Here is a 16572-nt window from a genome sequence, read left to right on the forward strand (position 1 = left end):
ATGACCCAGAAAACCGCGTTGGGTGAGTTCACCGCCGTCGAATTGCTCGAACTGTACCAGCGTCGTCAGCTGTCGCCGGTCGAGGTGGTCGACGACGTGCTGACGCGCATCGACCTGCACAATCCGGCAGTCAACGCCTTCTGCCATGTCGACGGTGAAGGTGCTCGCGCCGCCGCCCGCGCCAGCGAGCAGCGCTGGCAACGGGGCGAGCCCTGTGGCCGGCTGGATGGCGTACCCGCCTCGATCAAAGACCTGACCCTGACCCGTGGCATGCCCACCCGCAAAGGGTCCCGCACCACCTCCGGCGCTGGGCCGTGGGACGTCGATGCCCCCTTCACCGCGTTCATGCGTGAAGCCGGCGCAGTGCTGGTGGGCAAGACCACCACGCCGGAGTTCGGCTGGAAGGGGGTGACGGACAACCCGCTGTACGGCATCACCCGCAACCCCTGGGATACCAGGCTGACTGCCGGAGGCTCGTCCGGGGGGGCTGCGGCCGCCGCTGCACTGAACCTGGGGGTGCTGCACCAGGGTAGCGATGCCGGCGGCTCGATTCGTATCCCGTGTGCCTTTACCGGCACCTTCGGCATCAAACCGACCTTCGGCTATGTGCCGCAATGGCCGGCCAGCGCCATGACCGTGCTGTCGCACCTGGGGCCGATGACGCGTACCGTAGACGACGCGGTACTGATGCTCGACTGCGTCGCCCGCCCCGATGCCCGCGACGGGCTGGCCGGCGCACCACGGCAGGCGCCGTGGATGGGCCAGCAACAAGACCTGAGCGGCCTGCGCATCGCCTACAGTGCCAACTTCGGTTACGTGCAGGTCGACCCGCAAATCCAGGCACTGGTAGCGCAAGCAGTGCAGCGCCTGGCACGGCTGGGCGCGCAGGTGGAAGAGGTGGACCCGGGGTTCAGCGACCCGCTGGAAACCTTCAATACCCTGTGGTTTGCCGGCGCGGCGCGGTTGGCCAGTGCCTTGAGCGATGAACAGCGAGCATTGCTTGACCCCGGGCTACGCTGGATTGCCGAGCAAGGCGCCAGGATCGGCCTTGGCGAATACACCCAGGCGCTGGAAGCACGGGCGGCGCTGATTGCGCAGATGAATGCCTTCCACCAGCGCTATGACGTGCTGGTATCGCCGATGCTGCCGCTGGTGGCATTCGAAGCCGGGCACAACGTGCCGCCTGGGTCGGGGATGGCGCAGTGGATGGAGTGGACGCCGTTCAGCTATCCCTTCAATCTGACCCAGCAGCCGGCGGCTTCGGTGCCTTGTGGGTTTACCCACGAAGGATTACCGGTGGGGCTGCAGGTGGTAGCCGGGCGCTTTGCCGATGAGCAGGTGCTGCGGGTGTGCAAGGTGTATGAGCAGCATTACCCCAACAGGCACCTGCAGGCACCGCGTTGACTTCTTGGGGCTGCTTTGCAGCCCCGGCGATTTCAGCCCAAACGCCCTTCTGGCGCATACGGCGCCGGGTCGATGATAGGCTCGGCCCCGGTCAACAGGTCGGTGAACAACTGGCACGAAGCCGGCGCCAGCACGAGCCCGTTGCGGTAATGGCCGCAGTTCAGCCACAACCCCGCATACCCCGGCACCGGCCCGATATACGGAATGCCTTCCGGCGACCCCGGCCGCAGTCCCGCCCAGTGCCCAACCACGGTGGCCCCCTCAAGCTCAGGCAACAACTCCACCGCCGACGCCTTCAGGCTTTCCAGCGCATCCCCGGTCGGGGTTTTGTCATACCCGGCATGTTCCAGCGTACTGCCGACCAGAATGTGCCCATCGCGACGCGGGATTGCATAGCGCCCCTTGGCCAGCACCATGCTCGGCAAGAAGTCTTCGGCACACTTGAACAAAATCATCTGACCCTTCACCGGCTCCACCGGCAGCTCAAGGCCAAGGGTACGCAAGAGGTCGCCACTCCAGGCGCCCGCACTGAGCACCACCTCATCCGCCGCCAGCACGCCATCAGCCGTCTGCACACCGGCCACACGCCCGTCTTGCTGAACGAAGCCGGTGATCTGACAGTGTTCGCGCAGGGTTACGTTCGGCAGCGCCAGCAACGCCGCCTTCAGCGACTTGACCAGGCGCGGGTTGCGCACATTGGCCACGCCAGCCATGTAAATGGCGCGCTTGAAGCCCGGGCCCAGCACCGGCACCGCATCATACGCCGCCGAGATATCCACGGCACTCAGCGGCCGCTGTTCGCGCTCGGCCCAGGCCAGCGCTTCGGCCTCGTCGTCCAGGTCCAGCCAGTACAGGCCGGTGGTGTGCACTTCGGGGTCGACACCGGTGCTGGCGAACAAACGCTCGCCCAGCAGTGGATAAAAGTCCTGCGACCAGTGCGCCAGGGCGGTCACCGCCGGGCTGTAGCGCCACGGGTACAGCGGCGAAACAATGCCACCACCGGCCCATGACGACTCACGGCCGACCTCGCCCTGGTCACACACCACCACCTGCCCGACCTTCGCCGCCAGGTTGAACGCCGTCAGCAGGCCGATCACCCCGCCACCGACCACCACTACTTGCTTGCTCATCTGTCGATCCAACACCTGAAGTAAAACCGCGATGCACGGGGCATCATTCAACCTTCAGCTTCCCCAGCAGTGGGCGCCGTGTTCAACAGCACCCGGATTGCGCTGCACGCCGGCCTGGTCAAGCTGGAAGTCGCCACAGCCGTCCTGCGCCATCAGCCCATGCGGCAGCCGCCGGGCGCGCAGCGTGAAGGTGTCGCTGTCGCGCTGGGCCTGCAGGCTGTAATAGCGGGTGCCGTCGGGCAAGGCCGGGTCGCCTTCGGCGTATTGGCCGGTGCGCACGCGGTGGCGCTCCAGGCGCATGGCGGCATCGTGCAGCAGGCCAACCACTTCGCTGCGCGCGGCTCGCCGAAGCTGGTCGCTGTAACTGGGGTAGGCAATGGCTGCCAGAATGCCGGTCACGGCCAGCACAATCAACAACTCGATCAGGCTCAAGCCTTGCTGCATGTCAGTCTCCTCTCAGTCTTTGGCGCCAGGTGATGCGCTGGATTGTGTCGCCGGCCACGGCGTAGACGGCTTCCAGAACCTGCCGGGCTTGTGCTTGCCGGCTGACGGCGGTTACCCGGTACAAAGCAACTTGCGGCCCTTCCGGCATGTGCGCAGCGCGCTCGCTCATGCCTAGATGCTGGATCTGGAAGTAGCCGCTTTTGCTGCCCTGCCACTGCCCAGTCAAATCGTGCGGGTGGGGCGGGGGCAGGCACATCTGGCATTGGCCTGGAGGTGCCCGCAGCAGTTCATCTGCACCGGCCTGCAATGTGGCCTCTGCCTCTTCGAACGCCAGCAGGCCATCGCGCAGGTAGCCGGCCATGCGCGTCTCCACCAAGGCATCACGCAAGGCAGAGGCTGTGAGCAAGCCGAGCAGCAGGCTCAGTACCAACGCCAACAGCAGCACGACACCGCGTTGTCGCTTCATGAACTCGGCACCGGGTTACGCAGCGCCACACTCAACTCATGGCGCTGTTCGAGCTTGAGCGCGGGCTCGTATAACGTCAGCGCGATATCTACCCTTTCGCCCTGCGGCGTTTGCACGAGTTTGAAACTCGCCTCTTTGACATTCTCAACCAACGGCTGAAAGCTCTTTCTTCGCTTGAATTTCAGCTGATTGCCTTGGAGCTGGTAGACGTACCTGCTGATTGGGAACGCCAGTGGATAGCCCTCTTCTGGGTTCTCATCCACGCTGACTTTCTCGATGCAGTCAGTGTGCAAAAACCATTCAGACTTACCTGCATGTCCGGGAAGCTCCGCCACAACCAGGCTGAGGGTCGTGGAATCGACTTCCAACGGGCGGGCGAAAGCCTGCTGCGAGCCCGGGGCCTTGAAGTCTCGTGGCTGAATCCGCAGGCAGCCGAACATGCCTGCCATGCGGATATCCTGTGCCATACGCAACAACGCCTGACGTGCTTCATCCTGCATACGCACCGCCGTACTTTGCAGGCACCAGGTCTGGTGTGCCGAGGCAAAGAGCTGGCTGGCCGCCGCCAGCAGCATTAGCCCAATGGCCAGCGCCATCACCACCTCAAGCAGACCGAACCCACTCTGACGGTGGCTCATCGCCGCCTCCGCTCAAGCTCACTGTGCGCCGCCATAGCCGCCTGCCCATCACGGCGCGCGCCGTCCGCAGCCTGCAATGCCTGCAACTGCATCGCTGCTGTTGCGAACATGCCCACGGCCACAACCACCACTGCCAACAGCACCTCCAGAAGCATCATGCCCCGTTGCCTTGCGTGCATCCCTGCGCCTCCTGCGACTTTTCCCGCGATAGCCTTGAACCTGGCCGACTAGACCGCTTGGGCAGCGGACGTGAAGCTATAGCCAAGCACTTCCAGGGAGGAATGCACGGTGAAGCAACGTGGCGTAACACTGATTCAAATGTTGTCGGCCTTAGCTGTGGCCGTCTTGCTGACACAGCTCGGTATACCGGCCTACGCAACGATGAGCGATGACCTACACCGGGCGGCAGCGGCCCGCGATTTGGCGCAAGCACTGCGCAGTGCGCGCAGCCATGCCATGCTGCAAACCCAACCGGTGCTGGTGCAGGCGTTGGACGGTAATTGGGGGAATGGTTGGCGGGTAGTGCTGGAGCATAACCAGCAAGTACTGCGTGAACATCGGCTTTCTCGACCAATGAAAATCACAGCGAATACTGGCGGAGAAGTGAAGTTCAGTGCTTTGGGTGTTCCGATGCAGCCAAACAACGCCCAGATGAGCGGCAGGCTTGTAGTCTGCGATAAACCCACCAGTCCCTATCGTGTGTTTATGGCAAGCACCGGCAGAATAGACCTGCGCACAGACAATCCCAATGATCCTCTGTGCGCAGGTTCCTGATCAGATCAGCGAACGAACCCGCAGCTCTTTAGGCATCGAGAACGTGATGTTCTCTTCCCGCCCATCCAGCTCTTCAGCGCCAGTGGCGCCCCAGGCCTTGAGCTGCTCGATCACGCCACGCACCAGCACTTCTGGGGCAGAAGCACCGGCGGTGATGCCGATTCGAGCGGCCTGGTCGAACCAACCTTGTTGCAGGTCTTCGGCACCGTCGATCAGGTAAGCCGGGGTGCCCATACGCTCGGCCAGCTCGCGCAGGCGGTTGGAGTTGGAGCTGTTCGGGCTGCCCACCACCAGCACCACATCGCATTCACCGGCCAGCTGCTTCACGGCATCCTGGCGGTTCTGGGTGGCGTAGCAGATGTCGTCCTTGCGCGGGCCACCGATGTTCGGGAAGCGTGCACGCAGGGCGTCGATGACGCGGCTGGTGTCGTCCATCGACAACGTGGTCTGGGTCACGAAGGCCAGGTGATCCGGGTCGCGCACCTGCAACCTGGCCACATCCTCTTCGTCTTCGACGAGGTAGATGGAACCGCCGTTGCTGGCGTCGTACTGGCCCATGGTGCCTTCGACTTCCGGGTGCCCTTCGTGGCCGATGAGAATGCACTCACGGCCGTCGCGGCTGTACTTGGCCACCTCGATATGCACCTTGGTCACCAGCGGGCAGGTGGCATCGAACACTTTCAGGCCACGGCCAGCCGCTTCCTGGCGCACAGCCTGGGAAACACCATGGGCACTGAAGATGACGATGACATCGTCCGGCACCTGGTCCAGCTCTTCGACGAAGATGGCACCGCGGTTGCGCAGGTCTTCCACCACGAACTTGTTGTGCACCACTTCGTGTCGCACATAGATCGGCGGGCCGAAAACCTCCAGCGCGCGGTTGACGATCTCGATCGCCCGGTCGACCCCCGCGCAGAAGCCGCGAGGGTTGGCGAGTTTGATTTGCATGCTCGGCTCCAGGCTTACAGGGCCTTCACCTCGAGGATCTCCACCTCGAAGGTCAGGGTCTTGCCAGCCAGTGGGTGATTGAAGTCGATGGTCACCTGGTCGTCATCGAACGCTTTGACCACACCCGGCAGCTCGGTGTTGGCGGCGTCGTTGAAGATGATCAGCAGCCCCTCGGACAGCTCCATGCCTTCGAAGTTGGACCGCGGCATGACTTGCACGTTTTGCGGGTTGGGCTGGCCGAAGGCGTTCTCCGGGGCCACCACCACAGTACGCTTGTCACCGGCCTTGAAGCCGAACAGCGCGTTTTCGAAACCTGGCAGCAGGTTGCCGTCGCCCACCTTGAAGGTGGCCGGGGCCTTGTCGAACGTGCTGTCGACGGTGTCGCCGTTTTCCAGGTGCAGCGCGAAGTGCAGGGTGACTTCGGTGTTCTGGCCGATACGGGTGTCAGTCATGGACCGGATCCTCGGACTTCTTGCTCTTGAACATATCCAGCGCCAGCATCACCGCACCAACGGTAATGGCACTGTCGGCCAGGTTGAAGGCCGGGAAGTAATGGCGGTTCTGCCAGTGCACCAGGATGAAGTCGACCACATGGCCCAGCACGACGCGGTCGTACAGGTTACCGATCGCGCCCCCCAGCACCAGCGACAGCGCCACAGCCAGCCAGGTCTCGTTACGCCCCAGGCGCTTGAGCCACACCACCAGCACGGCACTGACCACCACGGCGATCAGGGCGAACAGCCAGCGCTGCCAGCCCGAGCTTTCCGCCAGGAAGCTGAAGGCAGCACCGGTGTTGTAGGCCAGGGTCCAGCTGAAGTAGTCCGGGATGACGACAATCTGCTGGTACATGGTCAAGGCGTTGTTGAAATACAGCTTGGTGGCCTGGTCGAGGACCAGGACCAGCAAGCTCAGCCAAAGCCATGCAAGGCGCCCGAAGCGCCCCGCTGCAGGGTTAGGCATAGTGACGCACCTCGCCCGAACCGCTCAGGTTGTCGACGCAACGGCTGCAGATTTCCGGGTGCTCCGGGTGGCTGCCGACGTCGGCGCGGAAGTGCCAGCAACGGCCGCACTTGGCGTGACCCGACTTGACCACTTTCAGCTTGAGGCCTTCGACTTCGGTGGCCACAGCATCCGCTGGCGCCTGCACGAACGACACCACGCTGGCGGCCGACGTGATCAGCACGAAGCGCAATTCGTCGCCCAGCTTGCCCAAGTCGGCGCTCAGGCCTTCGTCGGCGTACAGGGTGACTTCGGCCTGCAGGTTGCCGCCGATGACCTTGGCGGTACGCTGGTTTTCCAGCTCCTTGTTGACCGAGGCCTTCACCGCCATCACGCGGTCCCAGTAGGCGCGGTCCAGCTCGGTGCCTTCGGGCAGCTCGCTCAGGCCCTGGTACCAGCCGTTGAGCATCACCGACTCGTTACGCTCGCCCGGCAGGTACTGCCAGATTTCATCGGCGGTGAAGGCCAGGATCGGCGCGATCCAGCGCACCAGCGCTTCGCTGATGTGGTACAGCGCAGTCTGGCAGGAACGGCGGGCGACACTGTTGGCGCCGGTGGTGTACTGGCGGTCCTTGATGATGTCGAGGTAGAAGCCGCCCAGCTCCTGCACGCAGAAGTTGTGCACCTTGGAGTAGACGTTCCAGAAACGGTACTCGCTGTAGTGCTCTTCCAGCTCGCGTTGCAGCAACAGGGTGCGGTCCACGGCCCAGCGGTCCAGTGCCAGCATGTCTTCCGGGGCCAGCAGGTCGCGGGCCGGGTCGAAGCCGGACAGGTTGGACAGCAGGAAGCGTGCGGTATTGCGGATACGCCGGTAGGCATCGGCGCTGCGCTGCAGGATCTGCTCGGAAACCGCCATTTCACCGGAGTAGTCGGTAGCGGAAACCCACAGGCGCAGGATGTCGGCACCCAGGGTGTTGTTGACCTTCTCCGGCTCGATGGTGTTGCCCAGCGACTTGGACATCTTGCGGCCGTTCTCGTCCACGGTGAAGCCGTGGGTCAGCAGCTCGCGGTAAGGCGCATGGTTGTCGATGGCGCAACCGGTCAGCAAGGAAGAGTGGAACCAGCCGCGGTGCTGGTCGGAACCTTCCAGGTACAGGTCGGCGCGCGGGCCGGTAGCATGGCCGATGTCGTGCGAGCCACGCAGTACGTGCCAGTGGGTGGTGCCCGAGTCGAACCACACGTCGAGGGTGTCGGCGATCTTGTCGTACTGGTCGGCTTCAGCGCCCAGCAGCTCAGCAGCGTCCAGCTTGAACCAGGCTTCGATGCCTTCCAGTTCGACGCGCTTGGCCACGGCTTCCATCAGCTCGACGGTGCGCGGGTGCAGCTCGCCGGTTTGCTTGTGCAGGAAGAACGGGATCGGTACGCCCCAGTTGCGCTGACGGGAGATGCACCAGTCCGGGCGGTTGGCGATCATCGAATGCAGACGCGCCTGACCCCAGGCCGGTACGAACTTGGTCTCTTCGATGGCCTTCAGGGCGCGCTCACGCAGCGGCTCGCCAGTAGACGGCTGCTTGTCCATGCCCACGAACCACTGCGCGGTGGCGCGGTAGATCAGCGGGGTTTTATGACGCCAGCAGTGCATGTAGCTGTGGCTGATGGTTTCGGTGTGCATCAGCGCACCGACTTCGCTCAGTTTCTCGACGATGGCCGGATTGGCCTTCCAGATGAACTGGCCGCCGAAGAACTCCAGCGACTCGACATACACACCGTTGCTCTGCACCGGGGTGAGGATGTCGTCATTGACCATGCCGTAGCGCTTGCAGGTGACGAAGTCGTCTTCACCGTAGGCTGGCGAGGAATGCACCACGCCGGTACCGGCGCCCAGCTCGACGTAGTCAGCTAGGTAGATCGGCGACAGGCGGTCGTAGAACGGGTGGCGGAAGTTGATCAGTTCCAGCGCCGAACCTTGCGCGGTAGCGATGACCGAGCCTTCTAGGTTGTAGCGCTTGAGGCACGACTCGACCAGCTCTTCAGCCAGCACCAGCAGGCGCTCACCGGTATCGACCAAGGCGTATTTGAACTCCGGGTGGATGTTCAGCGCCTGGTTGGCCGGGATGGTCCACGGGGTGGTAGTCCAGATCACGATGGCGGCTGGCTTGGCCAGCGCATCCAGGCCGAAAGCGGCGGCCAGCTTGGCCTCGTCGGCAACCGGGAAGGCCACGTCGATGGTCTGGGATTTCTTGTCGGCGTACTCGACCTCGGCCTCGGCCAGCGCCGAACCGCAATCGAAGCACCAGTTCACTGGCTTGAGGCCCTTGAACACGAAGCCTTGCTTGACCATTTCGGCCAGGGCGCGGATTTCGCCGGCTTCGTTGGCGAAGTTCATGGTCTTGTACGGGTTGTCCCAGTCACCCAGCACACCCAGGCGAATGAACTCGGTCTTCTGCCCTTCGATCTGCTCGGCAGCATACTCGCGGCACAGCTCGCGGGTGCGGTCGGCAGACAGGTGCTTGCCGTGGGTTACCTCAACCTTGTGCTCGATCGGCAGGCCATGGCAGTCCCAGCCTGGCACGTACGGCGCATCGAAGCCGGCCAGGGTCTTGGAACGGACGATCATGTCCTTGAGGATCTTGTTCAGCGCATGACCGATGTGAATCTTGCCGTTGGCATAGGGCGGGCCGTCGTGTAGGACGAACTTGGGACGATCCTTGCCAATTTCGCGCAGCTTCTGGTACAGGCCAATGCTGTCCCAGCGCTGCAGGATCTGCGGTTCGCGCTGAGGCAGGCCGGCCTTCATGGGGAAGGCGGTGTCCGGAAGGTTAAGCGTGGCTTTGTAGTCGGTCATTTCAGGCTCTTCGTTAGCGGTTGAGCGTGCCAATGTGCACGTGCGGCGGCGATATCCGCATCGATCGCCGACTTCAGCGCCTCCAGGGAGGCGAATCGCTGCTCTTCACGCAGCTTGTGGTGGAACTCCACCGTCAGGCGCCGGCCGTAAAGGTCGCCGGCATAATCCAGCAGATGAATCTCCAGGTGCGGGCGCCCATCACCGGCAACGGTGGGGCGCACGCCGATATTGCCGACACCCGGCCAGGCCTTGCCGTCGATCTCGATGCTGGCCAGGTAGACCCCGGACAGCGGCACGCGGCGGCGCTTTAACTGGATGTTGGCGGTAGGTGTGCCGAGCTGGCGAGCCAGCTTCTGGCCATGCAGCACGCGGCCGGTGATGCTGTACGGGCGGCCCAGCAGGTGCTCGGCCAGCTCGAAGTTACCTTCGCTGAGGGCCTTGCGCACTTCGGTGCTGCTGACCCGCAGGCCGTCCTGGATCACCGTATTAGCGGCCTCGACGGTGAAGCCGTACTGCTTGCCGGCCTCGACCAGAAAGGCGAAGTCACCGGCGCGGTCACAGCCAAAGCGGAAGTCATCACCCACTTCAAGGTGACGCACACCCAGGCCGTCAACCAGGATGGCCTTGACGAAGGCATCGGCGCTGAGCTTGCTCAGTCGCTGGTTGAACGCCAGGCACAGCACCCGGTCGATACCTTCGGCGGCCAGTAGCTCGACCTTGTCGCGCAGGCGTGCCAGGCGCGCCGGTGCGGTATCGGGGGCGAAATACTCGCGCGGTTGCGGTTCGAAGATCACCACACAGGTCGGCAGGCCCAACGCCTGGCCGCGCTCGCGCAGGCGCGCCAGGATTGCCTGGTGGCCGCGGTGAACCCCGTCGAAGTTGCCAATGGTGGCGACACAGCCCCGGTGCTCGGGGCGCAGGTTGTGAAGACCTCGAACCAGCTGCATAACGCGCTTCTTGCTCATAAAGTGGCCGATTATAACCACACCCGGGCGCTGGTGACAGGCAGCAGCGCCCAAGGGCGGCGTGGAATGTGAAAAACCGACGCCTGACCCGTCCGAAGCCTCAGTGCAGGGCCTTGCGGGCGAAATGCCGGGGCCGGAAGCCGCACAGGTACAGGCAGCCGAAATACGTCATGACACCGGCCAGGATCAACGCCCCCAGCCGCAGGAAACGCTCCAGCATGATGCCCTGCTCCCAGGCCGGCATATAGTGCATGCCTGCCAGCAGTACAGCCGACATCAGCGTCACTGCCAAAACCAGCTTGAGCAGGAACACTGCCCAGCCTGGCTGCGGCTGGAACAACTGCTGACTGCGCAGCTTCCAGAACAGCAAGCCGGCATTCAGGCAGGCACCCAGGCTGATCGCCAATGCCAGGCCGGCATGCGCAAGCGGGCCGACCAGCGCAAGGTTGAACAACTGGGTACAGACCAGGGTGAAAATCGCGATCTTCACTGGCGTGCGGATATTCTGCTGCGCATAGAAGCCGGGTGCCAGTACCTTGACCAGAATGATCGCCAGCAAGCCTACGGAATACGCCATCAGCGCCCGCTGCGTCATGGCTGCATCAAACGCACTGAACTTGCCATATTGAAAGAGCGCAACAGTCAATGGCTCGGCAAGAATGGCCAATGCCAGGGTGCAGGGCAGCACCAGCAGGAAGCATAGGCGAAGGCCCCAGTCGAGAATCCTCGAGTACTCCTCGCGGTCCTTGTTGGCGTAGGTCTTGGCCAGGGTCGGCAGCAAGATGGTGCCCAAGGCCACGCCCAACACGCCCGAGGGCAGCTCCATGAGGCGGTCGGCGTAGTACATCCACGACACCGAGCCGGCCACCAGGAAGGAGGCGAATATGGTGTTGATGATCAGCGAAATCTGGCTTACCGAAACCCCGAGAATCGCCGGCAGCATCTGCTTCAGCACCCGCCATACCCCCGCGTCCTTGAGGTTCAGGCGCGGCAGCACGAGCATGCCGATCTTTTTCAGCGCTGGCAGCTGGTACAGCAGCTGCGCCAGGCCACCGGCCAGCACACCCCAGGCCAAAGCCATGATCGGTGGGTCGAAGTACGGCGTCAGCAGCACGGCGAAGGCGATCATCGCCACGTTCAGCAAGGTCGGCGTGAAGGCGGGTACCGAAAAACGGTTCCAAGTATTGAGGATCGCCCCGGCCAGGGAAGACAGCGAGATCAGCAATATATAAGGAAAAGTCACCCGCAACAGCGCAGTGGTCAGCTCGTATTTTTCCGCGCTGTCGACAAAGCCCGGGGCTGTGGCCCACACCACCCACGGTGCCGCGAGGATGCCGATGGCAGTCACCAAGGCCAGGACCAAGGTCAAAAGACCGCTGACATAAGCGATAAAGGTGCGCGTCGCTTCCTCGCCTTGCTGGGTCTTGTATTCGGCCAGGATCGGCACGAAGGCCTGGGAGAAGGCCCCTTCGGCGAAGATGCGCCGCAGCAGGTTGGGCAGCTTGAACGCGATGAAGAAGGCATCGGTGGCGACACCAGCACCAAAGATGCGGGCCAGGATGGTGTCGCGAACAAAGCCCAGCACCCGCGAAATCATGGTGATCGAGCTTACTGCAGCCAGGGATTTGAGCAGGTTCATCGAAAAGATTCACGCCAATGACAGAGGACGCTGCCAGACAGCGTCCGAATGTGCGATACTCCCGCGCCTTCGCAGGGGAGCCAAAAATTCCCGAGTGTACAGGTCGCGCAGCAGAAAGGAATCTTTCCCGCTTGTTGGCGCACCGCTCGGCGGAACCTTGCAGGTGGCCTTGACATCCGGTCGACTGATCGGCATGATTCGCGGCCTATTTTGTTTGCTATTTACCTAAAGTCTTTCGAGGAGCTCGACGGTGGCCAACACACCTTCCGCCAAGAAACGTGCAAAACAGGCTGAGAAGCGTCGCAGCCACAACGCCAGCCTGCGTTCCATGGTCCGCACCTACATCAAGAATGTAGTTAAAGCCATCGACGCAAAAGACGCCGAAAAAGCGCAAGCCGCTTACGTTCTGGCTGTACCTGTAATCGACCGTATGGCCGACAAAGGTATCATCCACAAGAACAAGGCTGCTCGTCACAAAGGCCGTCTGAATGGCCACATCAAGGCGCTGAAAGAAGCTGCAGCTGCCTAAGCGACGTGCTAGTCGAAAAGCCGACCCTAGGGTCGGCTTTTTGTTGCCTGCAATTTATTGGAATCATTCGACTCGAACATTGATAGTCAATTGACACAATAATACTCATCAATTGACGCTTGTAGGAACGGATTCACCCGCGAACACCGGCAGAGCCGGTGTCATGCATCGCAAGATTCCTCGCAGGTAAACCCGCTCCAACAATTCTTACTTGGCGATCTGAATCTTCGGCGCCCACTGCAGCCATTCATCCTCGGCCTTGTCGAACAAGGCGAAGGTCTGCTGTGGCCGAGCCGGGTTACCCATTTGCTCGCCATCTGGCGTAGCGAACGCGATACCACCGTCGATCAGGGTTTCCACCGACTCGGTACGCACCGTAGCCCCCTTGAACAGCCCCCAGTCGAAACCGAAGCCACTGCTGTTCCAGAAGCGGCTACCACTGCGCACCAAAGCCGCATAGCGTGGCTCGATAAGGATATGGATCAGCACGCGGTCGGCATTCTGGCCCAGCTCGAAGCCTGTTACCTTCCCCACCGCCACCTCACGGTAGGTCACCGGCACACCGGGCTTGATCGAGCCTCGGCGTGGCGCACTGAGCGTCAATGGCAAACCGACTTCTGGCCCCGCCACCTGCGGCGCATCAGCCAGGGCGATGAAATCGCGCTGCGGGCCACGGTCCTTGGCCGCCGGCTGCACTTCCAGGTACTGCCCGCCCACAAGGGTGTCGAGGTTTTCGGTGCGTACCAGGCCCAAAGCCGGCTTGACCACCCAGAACTGCGTCCCGACACGGGCGATACGGTCGGCCGACTCGGTAATGCGAGCGCGCAGAAGCACCGCCTGCAGGTCATCGGTAAGGTCGACGCTTTCGATACTGCCCACATCCAGGCCACGGTAGCGGATCGCAGTGCCCGGCTTCAGTCCATCTGCCCGGTCAACGCGGATGGTAATCAAGGTACCCGCGCGGTTTACCGCCTCTTGGCTATCATGCAGGCGGAAACGCGGAATATGGCGCTTGAGCGCTACATCGGGCCGCGGCGTGTCGAAGGCGATACCACCGGCCATCAGCGTTTGCAGCGACTCACTCTTGATCTTGATGCCCGACAGGCCGCCCGTCAGGGTGATACCACTGACGTTCCAGAAGCGCGACGAACCGTTGACCAGCTTCTCGTACTCTTTCTCGATATGCACGCCGATCAGAATGCGGTTGCTGTTACGGGCAAACTGGTAGCTCTGCACGCTGCCCACCTTCACCTGGCGGTACATCACCGGACTGCCGATTTCCAGTGAACCCAGGGTGTCGGCGAACAACACCATGTGCAGGCCCGGCGCCTTGAGGTCGAGCGGCGGCGCCTTGGCGCGGGCCTCGAACTCACGCTCGGGCCGTGCGCCCTTCTCGCCCGGGCGAATGGCGATGTAGTTACCTTTGACCAATGCCTCTAGGCCGGTGATACCCGCCAGGGAAATCGACGGTTTGACCACCCAGAACTGCGTGCCTTCGACCAGGTAGTCCTCGGTCAGCGGGTCCAGCGTCAGCTCCGCTGATGCACTGGCCAGGTTGTCTTCCATCTTCAGGGCTTTCAGCGAGCCCACCTGGATGCCCTTGTACATGACTGGCGTGCGACCTGCCTGCAGGCCTTCATAGTCACTCAGCTTCACTTTGACGCGGATGCCGGCCTGGGCTGCATCGAAGTCTTCATACAGACGGAACGGCAGGCTCGGATCGGTGGGCGGGCTGTCCTTGCGGTATTCCGGCGTGGCAAAAGCGATACCACCGGCCACAATGCTCGACAGCGACTCGCTGCGCACCTTAACACCCGAAAGCGAAGCATCGATGCTGACGCCGCTGGCGTTCCAGAAGCGCGTGTGCTTGCGCACCAGGCTGGCGTAGGCTGGCTCGATGAAGACTTTGACCTCTACAGTGCTCTGGTCCTCGGACAAGCGGTAGCTTTTTACGCGACCAACCTGGATCTGCTTGTAGAACACAGGGCTGTCACGGTTGAGCGAGCCCAGCCTGTCAGCCTTGAGCGTCAAATGCAGGCCCGGCTCCGTGTCCGAGAGCGGTGGTGCCACCTTCAATGCGGTGAAGCGCTTTGTGCGCTCCCCCTCCCCCGGGCTAACGGCGATGTAGTTACCCGATACCAACGTTTCAAGACCGGAAATACCCGCCAGGCTGACACTCGGCTTCACCAGCCAGAAGCGCGTGCCTTTGGTCAGGTGAGGCTCGGCGGCCTTGTTCATCTCGATGGTAGCGATCACACCCTGGTTGTCGCCCTTGGCGTCGAGCACCAGGCTCACCACCTTGCCAACCGGCATGCCCTTGTAGATCACCTCAGTCTTATTGGCGACGATGCCCTCGCCTGACTCGAAACGGACTTCAATTTGCACACCGGCATCACGGTAGGCTTGCCATGCGAGCCAGCCACCGATCATCAAGGCGATCAAAGGCAGGATCCAGATGGCCGACCAGTTCGAGGCTGGGCGGGTTTTAGCCGTTGGCAGGTCACTCATGGTCGTCATCCGACTCCGTGTTATCCCAAATCAGTCGGGGATCGAAAGTTAAAGCGGCAAGCATTGTCAGGATCACCACAGTTGCGAAGGCGACAGCGCCCAGGTTGGCTTCGACACTGGCTATTCGACCGAAATTCACCACCGCCACCAAAATGGCAATGACGAAGATATCCAGCATGGACCAGCGCCCAATGAATTCGATAAAGCGGTACATCAAAATCCGTTGTCGGGCAGACAGCGGTTGCCGGCGCTGAACGGAGTACAGCAGCAAGCCGATTCCCACCAGCTTGAACGTGGGCACCAGGATACTGGCAATGAACACCACAGCCGCGATGGGCACCATGCCGTGCTTGAGCAGCGTGATGACGCCGGACATGATCGTGTCGGGGCTGCCCTGACCGAGCGTACTCACGGTCATGATCGGCAGCATGTTGGCCGGGATGTACAGGATTGATGCAGCAATCAGTAATGCCCAGGTACGCACGATGCTGTTCGGCCGGCGCGCATGCACGATGGCCCCGCAACGCGTACAGGTCTGTGAAATGCTGTCGGGCTCTTGCCGGTTCAGCTCGTGACATTCATTGCAGACAAGAATGCCCGCATCAATCGCCCGCATGCAGGTCCTCCCCCGATAGTGCACTCCAGATCTGGTGAGGTGACATCACCACTTCGAGCCACACCTGAATCAATAGCAGGCTGATGAAGCAGAACAGCCCCAGGCCCACCGTCAATTCGGCCAGGTCCACCAACTTGACGATGGCCACAAGCACACCCATGAAATAAACCTCGAGCATGCCCCAATCACGCAGGTGGTGATAGATGCGGTAGAACAGCAGGCCGAAGTTACGCCCCATATTCAAGCGAATGCTCAGCAGCACTGCCAACTGGCAAAGCAGTTTTGCCAGGGGGATGGCCATGCTGCACAAGAAAACCACCACGGCTACGCCGCGCATTCCTGAGTTGTACAGGCCCAGCACACCACTCCAGACGGTGTCGTCCGAAGTCTGGCCAAGCAGATGCAGCTGCATGATTGGCAGGAAATTGGCTGGCACGAAAAGCAACAGGGCGGTCAGTACCAACGCCAGACTGCGGTTGACCACATTGTGCCGATGAGCGTAGAGCTCGTAGCCACAGCGCGGGCATTGGGCTTTTTCGTCGTGCTGGAGCACGGGCTTGCGCAGCAGCAGGTCGCACTCGTGGCAAGCGACAAGCTCGTCCAGCGGCAACTGGGCCAGGGTTTCAGGTTCGACAGGGTTTGGCATATAGCGCTTCTGAATAGGTGCGTGGGGCTATTCTAGTGTTCTGGCTCGAATTGTGGGAGGGAGACCTGTGGCAGCGGCTTT

17 protein-coding genes are annotated in these 16572 nt (G+C 62.1%); 3 read left to right on the forward strand and 14 right to left on the reverse strand.

The window, feature by feature from the left end; translation table 11 throughout:
- A complete protein-coding gene (locus tag ACF8MI_RS14285; protein WP_156868211.1) occupies positions 1-1404 on the forward strand; it encodes an amidase in 1404 nt (467 codons plus the stop codon).
- A 32-nt stretch (positions 1405-1436) separates the two neighbouring features.
- Here ACF8MI_RS14285 and thiO read toward each other — a convergent pair whose 3' ends face one another.
- From thiO to ACF8MI_RS14310, 5 genes are read right to left on the reverse strand one after another with little or no spacing between them, the layout of a single operon-like run.
- Entirely contained in the window at positions 1437-2534 is a 1098-nt protein-coding gene (gene thiO, locus ACF8MI_RS14290; protein ID WP_200929060.1) for a glycine oxidase ThiO, read from the reverse strand.
- A gap of 54 nt (positions 2535-2588) precedes the next feature.
- Complete coding sequence (locus tag ACF8MI_RS14295; RefSeq protein WP_060501385.1) at positions 2589-2978, reverse strand: type IV pilin protein; 390 nt, start codon at positions 2976-2978, stop codon at positions 2589-2591.
- A 1-nt stretch (position 2979) separates the two neighbouring features.
- The gene (locus ACF8MI_RS14300) at positions 2980-3444 is read right to left on the reverse strand and encodes a hypothetical protein (RefSeq protein WP_060501382.1); all 465 of its coding nucleotides are present in this window, start codon (positions 3442-3444) and stop codon (positions 2980-2982) included.
- A complete protein-coding gene (locus ACF8MI_RS14305) occupies positions 3441-4082 on the reverse strand; it encodes a PilW family protein (RefSeq protein WP_200929059.1) in 642 nt (213 codons plus the stop codon). Before ACF8MI_RS14305 ends, ACF8MI_RS14300 begins: the two co-directional genes overlap by 4 nt.
- Positions 4079-4261, reverse strand: a complete 183-nt coding sequence (locus ACF8MI_RS14310; RefSeq protein ID WP_200929058.1) for a pilus assembly protein PilV — start codon at positions 4259-4261, stop codon at positions 4079-4081. Before ACF8MI_RS14310 ends, ACF8MI_RS14305 begins: the two co-directional genes overlap by 4 nt.
- Before the next feature lie 109 nt (positions 4262-4370).
- Here ACF8MI_RS14310 and ACF8MI_RS14315 point away from each other — a divergent pair, with 109 nt between their 5' ends.
- Positions 4371-4856 carry a GspH/FimT family pseudopilin gene (locus tag ACF8MI_RS14315; protein ID WP_164524103.1) on the forward strand — a complete coding sequence of 162 codons (486 nt, stop codon included), beginning with the start codon at positions 4371-4373 and terminating at the stop codon, positions 4854-4856.
- Here ACF8MI_RS14315 and ispH read toward each other — a convergent pair whose 3' ends face one another.
- From ispH to murJ, 6 genes are all read right to left on the reverse strand, one after another.
- On the reverse strand, positions 4857-5804 hold the full coding sequence (ispH, locus tag ACF8MI_RS14320; RefSeq protein ID WP_119368748.1) for a 4-hydroxy-3-methylbut-2-enyl diphosphate reductase: 948 nt from the start codon (positions 5802-5804) through the stop codon (positions 4857-4859).
- Between the two features lie 14 nt (positions 5805-5818).
- Positions 5819-6256, reverse strand: coding sequence for an FKBP-type peptidyl-prolyl cis-trans isomerase (gene fkpB / locus ACF8MI_RS14325; RefSeq protein ID WP_003247607.1), 438 nt, complete (start codon positions 6254-6256; stop codon positions 5819-5821).
- Positions 6249-6764 (reverse strand): signal peptidase II, encoded by a 516-nt coding sequence (lspA, locus tag ACF8MI_RS14330; RefSeq protein ID WP_016713412.1) that lies wholly within the window; start codon positions 6762-6764, stop codon positions 6249-6251. Before lspA ends, fkpB begins: the two co-directional genes overlap by 8 nt.
- Positions 6757-9588, reverse strand: a complete 2832-nt coding sequence (gene ileS / locus ACF8MI_RS14335) for an isoleucine--tRNA ligase (RefSeq protein WP_156868209.1) — start codon at positions 9586-9588, stop codon at positions 6757-6759. The genes lspA and ileS overlap by 8 nt, the downstream gene beginning before the upstream one ends.
- Positions 9585-10535 carry a bifunctional riboflavin kinase/FAD synthetase gene (ribF, locus tag ACF8MI_RS14340; protein ID WP_060501367.1) on the reverse strand — a complete coding sequence of 317 codons (951 nt, stop codon included), beginning with the start codon at positions 10533-10535 and terminating at the stop codon, positions 9585-9587. The genes ileS and ribF overlap by 4 nt, the downstream gene beginning before the upstream one ends.
- A 118-nt stretch (positions 10536-10653) precedes the next feature.
- Positions 10654-12192: a murein biosynthesis integral membrane protein MurJ gene (murJ, locus tag ACF8MI_RS14345; RefSeq protein WP_060501365.1), complete on the reverse strand. Its 1539-nt coding sequence runs from the start codon at positions 12190-12192 to the stop codon at positions 10654-10656.
- A gap of 250 nt (positions 12193-12442) precedes the next feature.
- On the opposite strand from murJ, the gene rpsT reads away from it, so the two are divergent.
- Positions 12443-12721, forward strand: a complete 279-nt coding sequence (gene rpsT, locus ACF8MI_RS14350) for a 30S ribosomal protein S20 (protein WP_003247625.1) — start codon at positions 12443-12445, stop codon at positions 12719-12721.
- A 207-nt stretch (positions 12722-12928) separates the two neighbouring features.
- Here the strand turns inward: rpsT and ACF8MI_RS14355 are convergent, their stop codons facing one another.
- From ACF8MI_RS14355 to ACF8MI_RS14365, 3 genes are read right to left on the reverse strand one after another with little or no spacing between them, the layout of a single operon-like run.
- Positions 12929-15229 carry a PqiB family protein gene (locus ACF8MI_RS14355; RefSeq protein ID WP_200929451.1) on the reverse strand — a complete coding sequence of 767 codons (2301 nt, stop codon included), beginning with the start codon at positions 15227-15229 and terminating at the stop codon, positions 12929-12931.
- A complete protein-coding gene (locus tag ACF8MI_RS14360; RefSeq protein WP_156868207.1) occupies positions 15222-15845 on the reverse strand; it encodes a paraquat-inducible protein A in 624 nt (207 codons plus the stop codon). Before ACF8MI_RS14360 ends, ACF8MI_RS14355 begins: the two co-directional genes overlap by 8 nt.
- On the reverse strand, positions 15832-16491 hold the full coding sequence (locus ACF8MI_RS14365; protein WP_060501360.1) for a paraquat-inducible protein A: 660 nt from the start codon (positions 16489-16491) through the stop codon (positions 15832-15834). The genes ACF8MI_RS14360 and ACF8MI_RS14365 overlap by 14 nt, the downstream gene beginning before the upstream one ends.
- Positions 16492-16572: the final 81 nt, after the last annotated feature.

This window comes from Pseudomonas sp. yb_9, from assembly GCF_043103635.1.
GTDB lineage: Bacteria > Pseudomonadota > Gammaproteobacteria > Pseudomonadales > Pseudomonadaceae > Aquipseudomonas > Aquipseudomonas monteilii.

Bases quoted from the DNA above. Each gene is read 5' to 3' on its own strand.
- ACF8MI_RS14285 (WP_156868211.1), top strand. From the start codon at position 1: ATGACCCAGAAAACCGCGTTGGGTGAGTTCACCGCCGTCGAATTGCTC.
- fkpB (WP_003247607.1), bottom strand. From the start codon at position 6,256: ATGACTGACACCCGTATCGGCCAGAACACCGAAGTCACCCTGCACTTC.
- lspA (WP_016713412.1), bottom strand. From the start codon at position 6,764: ATGCCTAACCCTGCAGCGGGGCGCTTCGGGCGCCTTGCATGGCTTTGG.
- ACF8MI_RS14310 (WP_200929058.1), bottom strand. From the start codon at position 4,261: ATGCACGCAAGGCAACGGGGCATGATGCTTCTGGAGGTGCTGTTGGCA.
- ACF8MI_RS14355 (WP_200929451.1), bottom strand. From the start codon at position 15,229: ATGAGTGACCTGCCAACGGCTAAAACCCGCCCAGCCTCGAACTGGTCG.
- ACF8MI_RS14360 (WP_156868207.1), bottom strand. From the start codon at position 15,845: ATGCGGGCGATTGATGCGGGCATTCTTGTCTGCAATGAATGTCACGAG.
- murJ (WP_060501365.1), bottom strand. From the start codon at position 12,192: ATGAACCTGCTCAAATCCCTGGCTGCAGTAAGCTCGATCACCATGATT.
- ACF8MI_RS14365 (WP_060501360.1), bottom strand. From the start codon at position 16,491: ATGCCAAACCCTGTCGAACCTGAAACCCTGGCCCAGTTGCCGCTGGAC.
- ACF8MI_RS14305 (WP_200929059.1), bottom strand. From the start codon at position 4,082: ATGAGCCACCGTCAGAGTGGGTTCGGTCTGCTTGAGGTGGTGATGGCG.
- thiO (WP_200929060.1), bottom strand. From the start codon at position 2,534: ATGAGCAAGCAAGTAGTGGTGGTCGGTGGCGGGGTGATCGGCCTGCTG.
- ACF8MI_RS14295 (WP_060501385.1), bottom strand. From the start codon at position 2,978: ATGCAGCAAGGCTTGAGCCTGATCGAGTTGTTGATTGTGCTGGCCGTG.
- ispH (WP_119368748.1), bottom strand. From the start codon at position 5,804: ATGCAAATCAAACTCGCCAACCCTCGCGGCTTCTGCGCGGGGGTCGAC.
- ACF8MI_RS14300 (WP_060501382.1), bottom strand. From the start codon at position 3,444: ATGAAGCGACAACGCGGTGTCGTGCTGCTGTTGGCGTTGGTACTGAGC.
- ribF (WP_060501367.1), bottom strand. From the start codon at position 10,535: ATGCAGCTGGTTCGAGGTCTTCACAACCTGCGCCCCGAGCACCGGGGC.
- ileS (WP_156868209.1), bottom strand. From the start codon at position 9,588: ATGACCGACTACAAAGCCACGCTTAACCTTCCGGACACCGCCTTCCCC.